This window comes from Paraburkholderia sprentiae WSM5005 (assembly GCF_001865575.2).
GTDB classification, from domain to species: Bacteria; Pseudomonadota; Gammaproteobacteria; order Burkholderiales; family Burkholderiaceae; genus Paraburkholderia; species Paraburkholderia sprentiae.
The window spans coordinates 1,673,282-1,689,671 of record NZ_CP017562.2 but is presented as its reverse complement, the minus strand read 5'-3'; the positions used below and the strand labels follow the sequence as shown (position 1 = coordinate 1,689,671).

The window sequence follows — 16,390 nt, the reverse complement described above, 5'->3', positions numbered from 1 at the left end:
GGCGCATGCCGCGCCGCGCTCACGTTGGTCCGCGCGGCCGCTTCCAGTGGCCAGCGCTGCATGTTCTCGCCGGCTCGCGTCCAGGCCGGCCGATGCCAGCGCGGCATCCCGCATCAGCGACGTGAGCCGTGCGGCGCCCAGCGAGGTCACCCGCAGCACGGCGACCATAGCGTCAACATTTCGCTCACCCCACGCCCGACCCCGAACGACGCCGCGAGCGCGCGGCACAGAGTCCAGCGGTCCACCCGATAGCCGATGCCAGCCGAGCCGATCGTGCCGCCGATCCGCAACGTCGACGCGCCGATAAGCATGTTTCTGTTTGTGTGACCTATTATCAGAAAGAGTCGTGCACAGGCATGAAATACTCGACGCGGTGCGGACGTGAACCGATCGGTTCCGTGTCACGAGCGGCAGCCCCCTGACCCGAATCACCGGAAGCGGGAGAGACGAGGATGAGCTCAGTTGAGAGTGCGACACCGTGGCACGCGATACCGGCCGGCGACGTCGAGCGGCAGTTCAACGTCGATCCCGCGCAAGGCCTCGATGCAACGGAAGCGACCGGGCGGCTGGCCACCTATGGGCCGAACCGCCTGCCGCAAGGCAAGAAGAAGGGGCCTGTCGCACGATTCCTGATGCAGTTTCACAACATCCTCATCTACGTGCTGCTCGCGGCCGGTTTCATCAAGTTCATGCTGGGCCTTTGGCTCGACGGCTCGGTCATTCTGGCCGTCGTCATCCTCAACTCGCTGCTCGGGTTCCTGCAGGAAGGACGCGCCGAGAAAGCGCTCGACTCGATTCGCAACATGCTGTCCGCCGAGGCGCGCGTGTTGCGTGGCGGAGCGATTCGCTTGATCCCCGCCGAGGAGCTCGTTCCAGGCGACATCGTGCTACTTGAATCGGGCGACAAAATCCCCGCGGATATGCGTCTCGTCGACGCAAGGAACCTGCGCACCGAAGAAGCGGCCCTTACGGGCGAATCCGTCCCGGCCGAGAAGAGCACTGCGCAGGTACCTGCCAAGGCCACGGTCGGCGACCGCGAGAACATGGCGTTTTGCGGCACGATGGTGTTGTCGGGCCGGGCAACCGGCGTCGTGGTGGCGACCGGCAGCCAGACGGAACTCGGCCGGATCAACCAGATGCTCGCCGAGGTCAGCGTGCTCGAGACGCCGCTCTTGGGCCAGATCAAGAAATTCGGCTACGTGATCACGGCAGTGATCGCCTGTGTCAGCGTGCTGCTCTTCTCCTGGGGGCACTGGCTCGGACACATGACTTTCGTCGAGCTGTTCCAGGCCATCGTGGGGATCGCGGTGTCGGTCATCCCGGAAGGGCTGCCCGCGCTGATCACCATCACGCTCGCCATCGGCGTGCAGCGCATGGCCCAGCGCAACGCCATTATTCGCCGCCTGCCGGCGGTCGAGACGCTGGGCGCCGTCTCGCGCATCTGCTCGGACAAGACGGGCACGCTGACGCTGATGGAGATGATGGTCACCTCCGTCGTCACGGCGGAAGCGGCCTATGTCGTCACGGGCGACGGCTACGCGAGCGAGGGAGAGATCAGGGCCGACGGCAAGCCGCTCGCCGCCGCACCGGACGTGCTCAAGCTGATGGGCCGTGTGTCGCTGTTGTGCAACGACGCGGAACTCTTCGAGGAAGACGGAAAATGGAAAGTGGAGGGGGACCCGACCGAGGGCGCGCTCTATCCGTTCGCCGGCAAGTTGGGCATGGACCGTGCCGCCGAGACCGTTGCCGGGCCGCGGATCGATGCGATTCCCTTCGAGTCCGAGCACAAGTTCATGGCGACGCTGAACCGTTCCGCCGACGGTGAGATGCTGCTGGTCAAGGGCGCGCCAGAGGTGATCCTCGACCATTGCGACCGGCAGCAGACGGCGCAAGGCCCAGCGCCGCTCGATCGCGAGCATTTCGCAAGGGAGGGGGACCGGCTCGCCGCGCAAGGTGAGCGCGTGCTCGGGCTGGCGTGGCTGTCGGACCCGGGGCTCCGTACAGGTGCCTTGGGGCCGCAGGATCTGCCGCGCACCCTCGTACTTCTCGGCCTCGTTGGCCTCATGGACCCGCCGCGCAAAGAGGCAATCGACGCCGTGCGCGAATGCCACGGCGGAGGCATCCGCGTCACGATGATCACGGGCGACCACAAGATCACCGCGGCGGCAATCGCCAGAATGCTTGGCATCGGCGACGGCAAGACGGCCGTGTCCGGCACCGAGATAGAGGCGATGAACGATGCGGCGCTGCTGGAATGCGTGCGCGGCGTCGACGTCTTCGCCCGCGCCAGCCCCGAGCACAAGCTGCGGCTCGTCAAGGCGATCCAGGCGAATCGGCAGATCGTCGCGATGACGGGCGACGGCGTCAACGATGCGCCCGCGCTCAAGAAAGCGGACATTGGTGTGGCGATGGGAATCAAGGGCACCGAGGTGACCAAGGAGGCGGCGGGGATGATCCTCGCCGACGACAATTTCGCGTCGATCTCCGCGGCGGTGAAGGAGGGGCGCACGGTCTACAACAACATCGAGAAGGCGATGCTGTTCCTGCTGCCGACCAATGTCGCGCAAGGCGCGGTGATCGCGGTGGCGATCCTGTTTGGGTTCGCGCTGCCGATCACGGCCCCGCAAATTCTGTGGGTCAACATGATTACTTCGGTGGCGCTCGGCCTGACCATTTCGTTCGAGCCACACGAGGCAGACGTGATGAGCCGCTCGCCCCGTGCAATCGACCGGCCGATCGTCACCCGCTTCGGCATCTGGCGCATCCTCTTCGTGGGCGCGGCGCTCGTACTCTATACGCTGTCCACTTTCTTCTGGATGAAGGCGCAAGGGGCGTCGGTCCCGATGGCGCGCACGGCCGCGGTCAACGCCATTACGCTCGGCCAGGTGTTCTATCTGCTCAACATCCGGTATCTGCTCGATTCGTCGCTGTCGGTGCGCGCCCATATGGGCAATCGCTATCTCTGGTATGGAATCGCCGGTGTCGTGGTCTTGCAGCTCCTGTTCACCTACGCGCTTCCGTTCCATGCCATCTTCCACACCGAGGCGCTATCGCTGTTGGCGTGGATGTGGCTCGTCGGTGGTGGAGTTCTGTTTTTCCTTGTGGTGGAGATCGAGAAGCTCGTGTTTCGACTCACCCCGGCATTGAGAGGATTGGTGACTTCGCAACAGGAGAGCGTGCCTTTGCGCAATGATCCTGCGAGGTAGACTGCCCGGAGGGGCTGGCCGCCTGCTACATCTCATGCACGCGGCGGAGGATGAAGAACAGATTAGCCGAGACGGCATTCACGATGGGTATCCGCTCGAAAGGCCGGTTCAGCTTCATGCCAATATTGGCAAGTGCGTTAAGCGCTACGCCTCCCTTGATGCCTTTTGCGAACGTGGGAAAGACCTGATGATAGCCGCATTCTTCCAGCACGAATCCCGACCTGAGAAACACGCGTTTCGCGTCGCTGAGGCTGTACAGCCGATTATGGCCCGTGTACTTCTTCATGACTCTGCAGGCGTTTTCGGTTACCGATAAGCGGTTAGGTAAAAACGTGATTATCAGCAAACCGTCGTTTTTCAGCACGCGCCATAGCTCGTCGAGGCTCTTTTGCTCGCGGGCCACGTGCTCGAGTACACCGCTGCCGATCACCACGTCGAATTGATTGTCCTGGTAGGGCAGCAGAAATTCATGATCGAGCGATGCGAAAGATAATCCGGCGTACTGATGGAATTCCGCGAATTGCCCTTCCTCGCAGATGTCACAGCCATATATCTGGATGTCACGGTAGAGCGTGCGGAGCATGCATGAATCCGGGGCATGCCTGCATCCCCAGTCGAGCACCTTCATTCCACGCTTGATATACGGCGCATAGATTTCGAACGCGCGCACGTGGCGATCAAGACTCGCTTCGTTGGCGATGACCGATTGCACATAGTCCCTGTATTCACCGTCCGTACGATGTGCGATGTAGTCCGCGCAAAGCTTGGCATAAGTCGCCCTGACCTGCTGCAATTCACTGCTGGGGATCGTTTCGGTGTCGATGGGTTTATGCATATCTCCCTCATATCAATGCGACAAGGATACGACGAACTCCGGGCCCTACCGGGCCACTGTGCCGGCAATCCCTGGCCCACGTTGAGACCCGCGCAACTCGTTTTCAGAGTGCCGGCTTTTGCTACCTATGTGACATCGGCGTTCAGGCTTCGCAGGACGTTGACCGCACCGATTCCGAACTCTGATGGACCGCGTTGGGCAACACGTACAGCCTCAACTTCCTTGGGTTTCGGGTTTTGCGCAAAACGTGGCGCCATCGGATGAGACTCTCTGCTGCGCACGCGACATGAGCCGCACGCAAGCCGACACTGGAACCGCAGAAAAGCTGCGATAGCGCAGGACGAGTTAGATCGCTCATTCCGCGTAGGCGCGCAGGCGAGTGCGCTCGAGAACGGGTTGAAGCATTTGAAGAATAGCAGTTGGTGCTGCCGCAAGTGGCTGGGAATCTCTACATTTCGCGCCTTATTGTGATGGTTTTGCGCCTTCACGAGCAGCGGCGCGGTCGACGGCGGTGCTGCCGGTCGCAGCGGCCGACACATTGTCGGTCAACCGCGCCAGATTGCACCGAGGCTACGGCCGAGGTGTTCGCGTCGCGATCATCACGGGCGATCACGGCATCCCACGGCACCCGTACGCGGCCGGGCGGGCAGCAACGTAGCGGCGAAGCTTTCCCGGGCAGCAAGAATCGCTCCCAATTCGTCTGCGATGAATGGCGACAGTCGCATGCGTCGTGGAGGGCTGGCGCGTGCGCAAGAATGGCGCGTATGGAAGTTTTTGTCGCTGCGCGCTCGAGTTGTTATGTCTATTTCCACGCGCTCGACTATTTCGATAAGGAAACGCATGCCGGCTACCACCCGCAAGGCCTTTTCAGAAAGATAAAAGCCGCGGCTTGCGCGCGGCTGCCGTTGGGCTGCGATTTAACTGTACAACGCGCCCAGAACGCGTAGCATGGGTCAAGGTGTCATTCGCTTTGCAGCCCGCCTCCCGTGCTCGCCGCAGTGCGCAGTCTGCCGCCCCTTCCTGCGCGCGTGGTGCATGCACCGGCCATCACTATCATCCTACCGGCTCACTTTTGCAGCCATGAGAGTACACAATGACATCCACTTCTCGCCTGTACCGAGGCTTTGAGATTTATCCCCTCGTCTATCCGCATTGCACCACCCAGGCTGGCTACGGACACAACTACGACGAAGGCTTCGACGCCTCGGTTCGTATCACCGCGCCGCACGCCGATACGGATGGTTCGCAGGGCCAGGTTTTCCGCGTACCCGAGAGTCACCCATTCAAAAATTCGGGAGATGCGAGACGCGCATCCACCGTCTACGCCGAACTCCTGATTGACGGCGGCGCGCTCCACCAGTCGACGCTGAGCGAGCGATAAGCACTAGGTCACTCACGCCAGGCGACGCCGGCCTGTGATAGAGCCGGTCGGCGCATCGTGTCGTATGCAACGAAGTCTGGAGCGGTTAGCGCCGGGAGGTGTCATGCTTTCCAATCTGAGCGGTTTTCAAATCGATGCCACGCCCCGGCGGGCAGACGGCGAGTATATTGCGCATGCGAGGATCAGCTGCCGGCTTGCCAATGGCAGGGAATCGGATGTTCATATGAGCGGGGACCTGGCCGGATTCGATTCGCGCGAAGATGCTGTCCAATTCGCCAGACATTGGGCCATCGCCTGGCTTGAGGAACACTACGGGCAGGCAGCTATGTCGAGAATCGACGACCCATCCCGGTGCAACTTGAAAACGACACCCCGTTAGCCACGCTCCAACCGTCTGCGGACCGTCCCCGCCAACCTGTCAAACGGCAACGTACTGGCAGCCAGCGCACTAGCGTCCGGGAAATTCTCCCTCACGATATCTGTCGATACCTGCCCCGGCGGCGCTTCGACCAGCACGTGCGCGCCGATTTCCTGCATCACGGTGAGCGCATCGAACCAGCGCACGGTGTAACGCATGTTGGTCGCAAGATCTTCGCGAATCGCATCGGCCGCATATAACGGGCGTCCACCGCGATTGCCGATATACACACCGCGCGGTCTTTCAACATGCAACGCGCGCGAGTACGCCAGCAGTTCGTCGCTCGCCTGCGCGAGCAATTCGCAATGCGAGGGCACGCTGACCTCGAGCCGCGTCGCCTTGCGCGCGCCGGCCGCGAGCGCGCGTTCGATGAACGCGTCGAGCGCAGCGTCCGCGCCGGCCATCACGATCTGGCGCGGCGCATTGACGTTGCCGACATACACGCGTTGCCCTTGCTCTGCGGCCTGCCGTGCAGCGAGCGTGTCCACCTGCTGTTCGCTCAAGCCGGAGACGGCCGCGAGGCCATAGCCCGCCGGATAAGCCGTTTCCATCAGTTCGGCGCGTCGCCGCACCATCTTCAACGCGTCGCGAAACGCCACCGCGCCGCAACTGACCGCTGCCGCATACGCGCCGATCGACAGTCCCGCGCTGATTTCGGCCGTCAATCCTTCATCGGCGAGCGCGCGCATGAGCGCGACGCCCGCGATCGTCAAGCCCAATTGCACGGCGACCGTCGAACGGCAAGCGTCGGATGAGTCGAGCGTCAGCACATCGATGCCGAGCGTGTCGGAGGCTTCAGCGAGCGTGTCCTGTACCGCGCGATGCTGCGGCAGTCGATGCAGAAACCCTTCGCTCTGCGCACCTTGGCCGGGGAAGAGAAGCGCGAGCATCAGTCGCTGCCATCGTGCGCGACGGCAGCCCACGGATCAGCGATCAAGCGGGGGCCGCCCGCATCGCGGGCAAGCACCCGCGCTTTGCCCGCGGCCCATTCCGCGAGCGCCACGCCACCGGCGGGCGTGTCGAGCTGCGCATCGATGCGGATGCCGATACGCGACGCGAGCATTTGCAGCTGCGCCAGCAAAGCACTCGCGACCTTCAGCGACAGCGGTTCCGGCGCGCGGATCAATAGATCGAGGTCGCTCGTTTCATTGACAGTCGGCACGTGCGTCGCCAGTTCGAACCCGGTGCTGCCAATAGGGCCCCAAGCGAATCCAGAAAGCAGACCGCTCGGATCACGTTGCAACGAACGCAGCGCAACGAACGAGGGCAATGCATCACGTCCGGCATCGGGTTGCGTCTGCGCGAGGGATTCCGGCGCCACGGCACTGATGACATGGTCCGCCTGCACCCATGTGCCGTAGCGTTGCGCTCGCTGCGCACCGCGTACGCCGATCGCGACGAAACCATCAGCGGCCAGCGCGCGTCGGACCACCGCATACGGCGCGCGTTCGAACGCGTCGCGAACCCACGCCGGTTCGTCATCGGCCGGATCCAGCCGTCGCAAGCGCAGCAGATCATGCGGCCGCCACCGCGCGTCGCACGACGTGGCGTGCGCAGTGGAGAAGGGCGCAGCCGCACACACGCGCATCACACGGCATCCCACTGTTCGGCCAGGCGCCGCCGCACCTCGATCGATGCCGCGCGATGTTGCCGCGCCGCCGCCGATTCCCGCCGACGCGCGAGCGTACGATCGCCGTCGCGCGCGCTGCGAATCTGCTCGACCAGCACCGCACGCACGCGCTCGATCTGCGCCGCGTCGGGCGCATCGGCGTCGATGCCTTCGATCAGCTGATCGAGCAGTCCCAGCTTCGCAAACGACGCCATCGAATATGACATCGGCACGATCGTCTCGCCGAGTTCGTCGAGCGCTTCGACGGTGCGGCGCGTGACGCGCGCGGCCGCTTCCTTGCCCATCGCGTGGACCATCGTACCGGGCGCGTCGAGCGCGACGATGCGGTTCGCCTGATAGCCGTGCGCGAGGAACGCGCCCGACATCGCGGGACCCACGATCAGCGCGATCACCGGATGGCCGGCGTCGCGCGCGCTCGCGTACGCGTCGACCGCGGCCGCGCACGCGAGGTGAATGCCGAGCATTTCCTCGCGGTAGCCATACGCCTGGCTCTTCACGTCGACGATCGCGACGATCGGGCGGCGCGTGCTAGCGGTTTTATCGGCTTCGATGGCTTCACGCACCGCACGTGCGAGTTGCCAGCCTTGCTCGAGTCCGACCACGTTGGTGGTCGCCCGTGCAAAGCGGTTCGCGGGATCGGGCACGACCGTGATGAAGCGCGCGGTGTCGTCGCCGAGCGGCGCGTCGCCGCTCCAGACGGGCGCCGCGCTCGACGGTTCACCTGCCAGTGCGGTGAACCAGCGCGCGCCGCGCGTGAGTGTGGTGTCGTTCATGCGTGCTCCTTGTTCGATGCATCGCGGCCCTGCGGGTTGTACACGTCGCGCAGCGTTTCGGGCGTGATGCTCGCCGGATCGATGCGCGCGAGCCGCTGCAAGAACGTGTCGACCTGCTCGCTGCGATGCGCGGGCGGCACGCCTCGCGCGAATGCGGCATGCACGGCGGCGCGCACGGCGTCCGCATCGTCGTCGACGAGCGTGTCGGCGAGCGCGCTCGCGACGCGCTGCTCGCCGCCGATCAATTGCCACACCCGGCGACGATCGCTCGCATCGAGTTCTTCAATACCGGCTTCCTGCTCGATCACTTCGGGTCCGTTCATGCCGAGCCGCCCCTGCTTCGTGACGATCAGATACGAGCACAACGCGGCCGCGAGCGACATGCCGCCAAAGCAGCCGACCATGCCCGCGATCACGCCGACCACCGGCACGTGCGGCCGCAGCGCGACGATCGCCGCCTGAATCTCGGCGATGACCGCGAGCCCCAGGTTCGCTTCCTGCAGCCGCACGCCGCCGGTTTCGAACAGCACGACGGGACGCACGAGCTTGCCGCGCTCGCAGTCGCGCAGTGCCATCTCGAGCGCCGCGGCGATCTTGCTGCCCGACACTTCGCCGATGCTGCCGCCCTGGAACGCCGACTCGATTGCGGCGATCACGGCGGGTTCGCCGTCGATCGTGCCGCGCGCGATCACGCAGCCGTCGTCGGCCTGGCAGACGATGCCTTGCAAGGGCAGCCACGGCGACTCGATGCGATCGAACGGGCCGAGCAGTTCGCGGAAGCTGCCCGCGTCGAGCAGCCAGCGGGCGCGCTCGCGCGCGGGCAGTTCGATGAAGCTTTCGCGCAGCGGCGGCGCGCTATGAATGCTGGCGCTCGTGCTCATACGCTGTCTCCTTCCTCGGCCGCTTCGACCGCTTCCGCGAGTCGCAACGCGACCACGCCCGGCGTCGCGCCGAAGTCGTTGATCTCGATGTGCGCGGCGCCGTCGTAGCGCGTGAAGAAGCGGTCGAGCACGCTCTTCCAGATGTGGCCATAGCCGTCGACGCTGGTGCGCACGACCACATGCGCGGCGAGCGTCGAGCCGCTTGCAGCGGCAGCGGCGGGCGAGAGCAGCACTTCCAGGTCGCCCGAGCCGACCACGCCGACGTGCGCGCGGGTCGTGACGGCGCGTTGCGCCGGATAGTCGAAGGTCAGATGTTCCATGAGGCTCAGCTCCGGCTGGCAGTGCGATGCGCCAGCATGTCGAGAAAGAGGGTGGCGGCGAGCAGATCGGCCGCACCGCCTGGCGATGCGTTCAACGCCAGCAGTTCGCGTTCGAGCGCGTCGAGCGCGAGGCGGCCCGCGGCTGTCGAACTGCCGCCCGCGTCGAGCACGCGCCGCGCGCCGCGCTGCCCGGCGTGCAAGCCGGCGAGTCCCGCGCGATGCAGCAGGCAGGTATCGTCGAGCGTGCTCATGATCGCGAGCAGCGCATCGATGCGCGCGGCGTTTTCGTCGAGGCCATGTGCGCGTGCGCGGTGCAATGCCGGCAGACCCACGTCGAGCGCGTGCGGAAAGCCGTCCTGCGCTTCGCGTCGTGCGCCGCCGACCTGATAGCGCCGACGCGCGCGTTCGCCGTGGCTATCGGACGAAGCGGCAAAGCGGTCCGGGAAGCAGGCGATCTGCGCGGCTAGCGTGCAGACGCGCGAGGTATCGAGATGATTGGGACCGCCAGGTATGTGCGTACGCATGGAGCAACGCGACGACGTGTCGAGCGCCGCGCCTGCAACCAGCAAGCCGATGATCCAGATCGCGCCGCGATGCGCATTGCTACCGCCGGTCGCATCCATCATCTGCTGTTCGCCCGCGCGACCGATGTGCGCGAGTTCGGCGCGCAGCAGCGCCGACGGTTCGCTGCGGCGGCGCGCCGTGCGCGCGAGTGCCACGAAAGTCGGTTCGAGCGTGCGCGCGGAGCGCCGCATGATCGCGAGATCGAGGTCGCGATGCGCGCCGCTGCCGCGCCGGTCGACGAGCGCGGGCTTCGGCGTGAGCTCGGCCTCGTCGATCAGCGCGCTGATCGCGTCGCGCGCGAGTTGTGCGTCGGAAAACGGCGCGGCCGGCGCCGTGCCACATGCATCGTGCAGGACCGAAGCATGCGGCGCGTCCGACCGTTCGAGAAGAGCAGCAGCGCACGCCATGATCACCAGCTCCGGAAGCGCGCGGGCGGCGCGTACAGTCCGCCCGACCACGTGACGAGATCGTCGATGCTGCGCGCCGCGAGCAGCGAACGCTTTGCCTCGCCGCGCCGGATGCCGAGATCTTCCGGATACGCGACGATGCCGCGCCGGCGCAATTCCGCGCTTTTCTCGGGCTTCGCGCGCAGGCCGATCGGCGTGACACCGGCCACCGCCGCGAGCGCCGCGCGCCGCTCGTCGATGCCCTCGGCCTTGTGCAGATGCGCGATGCCCTCTTCGGTGACCACATGGCTCACGTCGTCGCCGTAGATCATCACCGGCGCGATCGGCATGCCGTTTTGCGCGCCGACGGCGATCGCGTCGAGTTCATCGACGAAGGTCGGCTCGCCGCCTTTCTTGTACGTTTCCGCGAGTTGCACGACGAGCTTCTGACCGCGCGACACCGCGCCGTCGCCCTTCAACAGCTTCAGCCACGCCTCGCTCGAATGACGCCGGCCGCGCGGATCGTGGCCCATGTTCGGCGCGCCGCCAAAACCCGCGAGACGTCCACGCGTGACCGTCGACGAATTCGCGTCCGCATCGATCTGCAGCGTCGAGCCGATGAACAGATCGACGCCGTATTGCCCGGCCAACTGACACAGCACGCGGTTCGAGCGCAGGCTGCCGTCGTTGCCGGTGAAGAACACATCCGGGCGCGCCTCGATATACGCCTCCATGCCGACCTCGCTGCCGAAGCAATGGATGCTGTCGACCCAGCCCGATTCGATCGCGGGGATCATCGTCGGGTGCGGATTGAGCGTCCAGTTGCGGCAGATCTTGCCTTTGAGGCCGAGCGATTCGCCGTAGGTGGGCAGCAGCAGTTCGATCGCGGCCGTATCGAAGCCAATGCCGTGATTCAGTGACGTGACGCCATACGGCTCGTAGATGCCGCGAATCACCATCATCGCGGTCAGCACCTGCAAGTCGCCGATATGGCGCGGATCGCGCGTGAACAGTGGCTCGACCGCGAACGGCCGGTCCGCCTGCACGACCACGTCGACCCACGAACCCGGGATGTCGACGCGCGGCAGTTCGTCGACGATCTCGTTGACCTGCACGATCACGATGCCGTGACGGAACGCGGCGGCCTCGGCGATCGTCGGCGTGTCCTCGGTATTCGGGCCGGTGTACAGATTGCCGTGACGGTCGGCCTTGTCCGCGCACAGCAGGGCAACGTGCGGCGTCAGGTCGACGAACATCCGCGCATACAGTTCGACATACGTATAGATCGCGCCGATTTCGAGCTGGCCGTCTTCGAGCAGTTGCGCGACGCGCAGACTTTGCGGGCCCGCGAACGAGAAGTCGACCTTGTGCGCGATCCCGCGCTCGAACAACGTCAGGTGCTCAGGACGGCTAATGCTCGAAATCAGCAGATGCACGTCGTGCAGCTTGTGCGGATCGACGTTGGCGAGCGAGCGCGACAGGAAGTCGGCCTGCTTCTGGTTGTCGCCTTCGAGCGCGACGCGCTCGCCGGGCTGAATCAAGGTTTCGAGCGCATCGACGATGCGGTGTGCGGGCAGCACGCCGTCTTCGAGCCACGGCGCGATGGCTGCGAGGCGGCGGTTCTTTTCGTCGCGGCGGGTCGTCCACGAGCGCGCCGTGCTCAGCGAGGCGGCGGCTTCGGCGGGATGGTTCATCGGCTCGGTCATCGGCTGGGTCAGCTCCCGGTGGTGACGCGCGGGCGTCGGCCGCGCGGTTTCGGTTGATGCGCAAGCGCGGCTTCTTCGCGCGCGCGCTCGGTCAGGAAACGATGCAGCAGCTCGCCGGTGCCGAGCAGATGCGCGACGACCAGCGACTGCGCGGTCGCGATATCACGGCGCTCGACGGCGTCGAGCAGCGCCGCGTGCTCGGTGTCGGACTCGCCCTTGTACGACGGCAAGCCGAACTTCAGGCGCAGATAGCGTTCGCCGCGCCGGTGCAGCAGCTCGATCATGTCCTTGAGCTGCGGCCGGCCGGCGGGCGCATAGAGACACATATGAAACGCGGCATTGCGCGCGACGTAGCGCGACGGGTCTTCTTCGCGCTCGGCGGCACGGCACAAGTCCGCGGCTTCGCGCAGCGTCGTGGCGGTGTGATGCGGAATCGCGAGGCCGAGCGCGAGACTTTCGAGCGCCGAGCGGATCTCGTAGATCTCGCGCGCTTCGTTGGCGGACAGCGGCGCGACGCTCGCGCCTTTATGCACCGCCGCGCGCGCCCAGCCCTCGCTTTCGAGCTGGCGCAGCGCCTCGCGCACGGGAATCGCACTGACAGAGAAATGCCGGGCGATCGCGTCCTGGCGCAACGGGGCGCCAGGCGCCAGCGTGCCGTCGACGATCGCCGCGCGCAGCGCCTCCGCGATCATGTGCGAGGTACTTTCGCGCGGCGCGGCGGCCGGGAGAAATGAACCGGACATCGGGGCGTCCAGGGGAAAACCTTCAGTTGCGTCGGTCATGGTATCAAATATTATATATAAAAAGACGCGCATTTCAGCGCGGGCAAACCCGGAAAGAATCTCGAACCACCTTTCCGACGAGCGCCCGCGCCGTCCTCTGATCGAGTCGTATGAGGACGCTGCCGACCAGGCAACTTCGGCAAGCCACCCCAAGCGCGCCCGTCCTTTTTTCGTTACGTTCAACTATCGTAGGCCGGAGGAGCATGATGAATACAGTAACCGACCGACGAGCGGTCGCGCGTCAGCGCACGCCGCTCAATCGTTCGCAGATCGCAGGGTTCTGGGGCGCGTGGGCCGGCTGGACGCTCGACGGCATGGACTCGTTTATCTACGCCTTAGTGCTCACGCCCGCGCTGACCGAGCTGTTGCCGCGTTCGGGCTTCGCGGCGACCCCGTCGAACGTCGGCCTCGCGGGCTCGATTCTGTTCGCGCTGTTTCTGGTCGGTTGGGGGCTGTCGTTCATCTGGGGACCGCTCGCCGATCGCTTCGGCCGCACCAAGGTGCTCGCCGCCACCATCTTCACATTCGCGATTTTCACCGGGCTCGCCGCGACCTCGACCAATGTGTGGCAGCTCGGCATTTATCGCTTCATCGCGGGAGTCGGGATCGGTGGCGAATGGGCGCTGGCCGGTACTTACGTCGCCGAGGCCTGGCCCGAGGATCGCCGCAAGATGGGTGCCGGGTATCTGCAGACCGGCTACTACGCGGGCTTTTTTCTCGCGGCCGCGCTCAATTACACGGTCGGCGTGCACTTCGGCTGGCGCGCGATGTTCCTGACCGGCGCGGTGCCGGTCGTCGTCGCGATTCTGATTCTGCTGCGCGTGAAGGAGCCGGAGAAGTGGCAGAAGGCCGACGCAAAGACGGTGCGCGCGAAGCCGCTGCGCGAGATACTCGGACCGGCGTACCGGCGTCGGACGTGGGTCGCGTGCATTCTGCTGACGATCGCGATCATCGGACTGTGGGCGGGTGCTGTCTATGAACCGTCCGCGGTGATCCAGCTCGCGGCGCGCGCGGGCATGTCCAAGGGCGATTCGATTCGCACTGCGTCGCTCGCAACCGGCCTGCTGTCGATCGGCACGATCCTCGGTTGTCTCGCGCTGCCTCCAATGGCCGAGCGCATCGGCCGCAAGTTGACGCTCGCGGTGTACTTCGCGGGGATGGCGGTGTCGATCGCGGCGAGCTTCGGCTGGGCGTTCTATCTACCGAATGGGCTTGCGCCGTTCATCGCGTGGCTGTTCGTGCTCGGCTTTTTCGGCGGCAACTTTGCGTTGTTCAGCCTGTGGCTGCCCGAGCAGTTCGAAACCCGCGTGCGCGCGACCGCGTTTGCGTTTTGCACGTCGTTTGGGCGATTCGTCGGCGCGGGCGTCAACTTTCTGCTCGGCGCGGCGGTGCTGCACATGCACACGCTGGGCGTGCCGGTCGCATTGACCGCGCTCGTGTTCATCGTCGGCCTGTTCGTGATTCCGTTCGCGCCGGAGACGCGCGGCGAGACTTTGCCGCAGTGAAGGAGCGCATTTAAACCCCGGTGGGCGCGGCGCGCTTTTACTTCGCGTGACTGCGCGCCCGCCCGCCCGGATGCAGCAGCGTGAGCAACGGCCAGCCCAGATTGACGCCGAGACTCGCGGCGACGATCAGCGCCATACCCGCGAGTTGCGACAGCGACAGCGCGCGGCCGTACACGAGCGCATCCACGACGATGGCGGTTAGCGGATAAACGAACAGCAGCACCGCGATGACGGAGGTGCTGAGCTTGGGCAGTGCGCCGTAAATCAGCACATACGACAATCCCGTGTGCAGCACACCCATGCCGATCAGCCAGAACCACTGCATCGGACCGATATGCGTGAGCGTCAAAGGCGCGACCAGTGGCGCAATCAGCGGCAGGCAAATCGCGCCGACCGCGCATTGCGTGAGCGTCAGCAGATGCGGACGCAATTCGCCGAGGCTCTTCGCGATCAGCGTGACGCTCGCATACAGCAGCGAGCCGAGCAGCGCTTCGCTCAAGCCGATCAGATAGCTGGCGTGGCCTTGCAGATTGCCGGCCGCGACCACGCCCGACGCGAGCACCAGCCCGACGAACGCCGTCGCGATCCAGCCGAGCCGGTCCGCGCCGAGCCGCTCGTTGAACAGCGCCGCGCCGATCAGCACGACCCAGAACGGCTGGACATGAAACACGACGGTCGCGACCGCGATGCTGGTGCGATGAATCGCGTCGAAAAAGCCGACCCACTGCGTGACCATCAGAACGCCGGAGATCAGCGCGAGCACGACCGTGCGGCGCGTGAACTGCGCGCGCGCGAACAAGCCCTTCCACGCGCAATACGCGGCGAGCGACAGAAAGCCGAACAGGCAGCGGAAAAACACGAGCGTCAGCGCGTCGAGCCGCGCCTCCTCGACGAAGACGCCGATCGTGCCCATCAGCAGCCCGCCGCTTGCCAGCGTGATCGCGCCTTGCTGGCGTGAGGTGAGGGACATGCGAAACGACTCCATAAGATGATGCGAGCGAGTATTGCGCCGCTTGCGGGCTCATCACAAACGAATTAAATTGAGCAATTCCATAAGCCTGGTTGATAAGTGGTGAATCCTGAATTCGACGTCGATCTGTTGCGCAGCTTCGTCGCGGTCGCGGAGGCGGGCAGCTTCACGAAGGCGGCGGCGAGCGTGCATCGCTCGCAGGCGGCGGTCAGCATGCAGATCAAGCGGCTCGAAACGATGCTCGGCACGACGCTGTTCGCACGCAACACGCGCAACCTCGCGCTGACGCGGCCCGGCAATACGCTGCTCGACTATGCGCGGCGCGCGCTGGCGTTGCAGGAGGAGGCGTGGTCGGCGATCGTGCGGCCCGAGGTGACCGGGCGCGTGGTGCTGGGCGCGCCGGACGACTACGTGTCGTCGCTGCTGTCGCCGGTGTTGCGGCGTTTCGCGACGCTGTATCCGCGCGTCGAAATCGAGATCGTCTGCGCGCAGAGCACGGCGCTCGCGCCGATGCTCGCCGACAACAAGATCGACCTCGCATTCGTGACGCGCGACCGCAGATTGCGCGGCGAATTCGTACGCAGCGAACCGATGGTGTGGGTGGGGGCGTCGGTCGATACGCCGGTGTTGAAGGCGTCGCCGTTGCCGGTCGGGTTGTACGAGCCGGGCTGCGTCGCGCGTCAGCATACGTTGGCCGCGCTGGATGGCGCGCGCATCCGTTATCGCGCGGCGTTCAGCAGCGCGAGTTTGATGGGGCTCGTCGCGACCGTGGATGCGGGTTTGTCGGTGATTGCGCTGACGCGTTGCAGCGTGCCGCCGCGGCTCGCGATTCTCGGCGACGCGCAAGGCCTGCCGAAAATAGCGCCGCTCGATATCGTGGTCGCGCGCAGCGCGAAATCGGATCGGCCGACCTGCGATTATCTGGCGCAGCAGATGGTGCAGGATTTGTCGTTGCGGTAGCCGCGAATGCCTGCCGCAGCCTGCTAAGCCCGCGAATAGGCGGTCGACGCAAGCGCGCGCGTCACCGGCCGGC

Annotated in this window: 17 protein-coding genes; 6 read left to right on the top strand and 11 right to left on the bottom strand. The window is 65.3% G+C overall.

The genetic code is table 11. The features are described 5' to 3' along the window. Positions 1–146 precede the first annotated feature (146 nt). Entirely contained in the window at positions 147–311 is a 165-nt protein-coding gene (locus tag BJG93_RS24425) for a hypothetical protein (RefSeq protein ID WP_154671670.1), read from the bottom strand. A 141-nt stretch (positions 312–452) separates the two neighbouring features. Here BJG93_RS24425 and BJG93_RS24420 point away from each other — a divergent pair, with 141 nt between their 5' ends. Further along, on the top strand, positions 453–3,206 hold the full coding sequence (locus BJG93_RS24420; RefSeq protein WP_027193924.1) for an HAD-IC family P-type ATPase: 2,754 nt from the start codon (positions 453–455) through the stop codon (positions 3,204–3,206). 25 nt (positions 3,207–3,231) lie between these two features. Here BJG93_RS24420 and BJG93_RS24415 read toward each other — a convergent pair whose 3' ends face one another. Then, entirely contained in the window at positions 3,232–4,041 is an 810-nt protein-coding gene (locus tag BJG93_RS24415; protein ID WP_027193923.1) for a class I SAM-dependent methyltransferase, read from the bottom strand. Positions 4,042–4,805: 764 nt separating this feature from the next. Between BJG93_RS24415 and BJG93_RS24410 the strand changes: the two genes are divergently transcribed. From BJG93_RS24410 to BJG93_RS24400, 3 genes are all read left to right on the top strand, one after another. Further along, positions 4,806–4,988 carry a hypothetical protein gene (locus BJG93_RS24410; protein ID WP_154671669.1) on the top strand — a complete coding sequence of 61 codons (183 nt, stop codon included), beginning with the start codon at positions 4,806–4,808 and terminating at the stop codon, positions 4,986–4,988. 146 nt (positions 4,989–5,134) lie between these two features. Beyond that, entirely contained in the window at positions 5,135–5,422 is a 288-nt protein-coding gene (locus BJG93_RS24405) for a hypothetical protein (RefSeq protein ID WP_027193922.1), read from the top strand. A 103-nt stretch (positions 5,423–5,525) separates the two neighbouring features. Next, on the top strand, positions 5,526–5,801 hold the full coding sequence (locus BJG93_RS24400) for a hypothetical protein (protein WP_051374139.1): 276 nt from the start codon (positions 5,526–5,528) through the stop codon (positions 5,799–5,801). Here the strand turns inward: BJG93_RS24400 and mdcH are convergent. From mdcH to BJG93_RS24360, 8 genes are read right to left on the bottom strand one after another with little or no spacing between them, the layout of a single operon-like run. After that, positions 5,798–6,730, bottom strand: a complete 933-nt coding sequence (gene mdcH / locus BJG93_RS24395; protein ID WP_027193921.1) for a malonate decarboxylase subunit epsilon — start codon at positions 6,728–6,730, stop codon at positions 5,798–5,800. The genes BJG93_RS24400 and mdcH overlap by 4 nt on opposite strands. After that, positions 6,730–7,428 (bottom strand): malonate decarboxylase holo-ACP synthase, encoded by a 699-nt coding sequence (locus tag BJG93_RS24390; protein ID WP_027193920.1) that lies wholly within the window; start codon positions 7,426–7,428, stop codon positions 6,730–6,732. The genes mdcH and BJG93_RS24390 overlap by 1 nt, the downstream gene beginning before the upstream one ends. Continuing rightward, positions 7,428–8,243 carry a biotin-independent malonate decarboxylase subunit gamma gene (gene mdcE, locus BJG93_RS24385; RefSeq protein ID WP_027193919.1) on the bottom strand — a complete coding sequence of 272 codons (816 nt, stop codon included), beginning with the start codon at positions 8,241–8,243 and terminating at the stop codon, positions 7,428–7,430. Before mdcE ends, BJG93_RS24390 begins: the two co-directional genes overlap by 1 nt. Further along, a complete protein-coding gene (locus BJG93_RS24380) occupies positions 8,240–9,124 on the bottom strand; it encodes a biotin-independent malonate decarboxylase subunit beta (RefSeq protein WP_027193918.1) in 885 nt (294 codons plus the stop codon). Before BJG93_RS24380 ends, mdcE begins: the two co-directional genes overlap by 4 nt. Further along, positions 9,121–9,444, bottom strand: coding sequence for a malonate decarboxylase subunit delta (locus BJG93_RS24375; RefSeq protein ID WP_027193917.1), 324 nt, complete (start codon positions 9,442–9,444; stop codon positions 9,121–9,123). Before BJG93_RS24375 ends, BJG93_RS24380 begins: the two co-directional genes overlap by 4 nt. 5 nt (positions 9,445–9,449) lie before the next feature. Next, positions 9,450–10,415 (bottom strand): triphosphoribosyl-dephospho-CoA synthase, encoded by a 966-nt coding sequence (locus BJG93_RS24370; RefSeq protein WP_027193916.1) that lies wholly within the window; start codon positions 10,413–10,415, stop codon positions 9,450–9,452. A 2-nt stretch (positions 10,416–10,417) separates the two neighbouring features. Next, on the bottom strand, positions 10,418–12,088 hold the full coding sequence (mdcA, locus tag BJG93_RS24365) for a malonate decarboxylase subunit alpha (RefSeq protein WP_027193915.1): 1,671 nt from the start codon (positions 12,086–12,088) through the stop codon (positions 10,418–10,420). A 20-nt stretch (positions 12,089–12,108) separates the two neighbouring features. Next, the gene (locus tag BJG93_RS24360; RefSeq protein ID WP_027193914.1) at positions 12,109–12,882 is read right to left on the bottom strand and encodes a GntR family transcriptional regulator; all 774 of its coding nucleotides are present in this window, start codon (positions 12,880–12,882) and stop codon (positions 12,109–12,111) included. A gap of 206 nt (positions 12,883–13,088) precedes the next feature. On the opposite strand from BJG93_RS24360, the gene BJG93_RS24355 reads away from it, so the two are divergent. Beyond that, positions 13,089–14,387, top strand: coding sequence for an MFS transporter (locus tag BJG93_RS24355; RefSeq protein ID WP_027193913.1), 1,299 nt, complete (start codon positions 13,089–13,091; stop codon positions 14,385–14,387). 37 nt (positions 14,388–14,424) lie between these two features. Here BJG93_RS24355 and BJG93_RS24350 read toward each other — a convergent pair whose 3' ends face one another. Then, positions 14,425–15,357, bottom strand: coding sequence for a DMT family transporter (locus BJG93_RS24350; RefSeq protein WP_027193912.1), 933 nt, complete (start codon positions 15,355–15,357; stop codon positions 14,425–14,427). 102 nt (positions 15,358–15,459) lie between these two features. Here BJG93_RS24350 and BJG93_RS24345 point away from each other — a divergent pair, with 102 nt between their 5' ends. Next, positions 15,460–16,317, top strand: a complete 858-nt coding sequence (locus BJG93_RS24345) for a LysR family transcriptional regulator (RefSeq protein WP_027193911.1) — start codon at positions 15,460–15,462, stop codon at positions 16,315–16,317. The last annotated feature ends 73 nt before the right edge of the window (positions 16,318–16,390 follow it).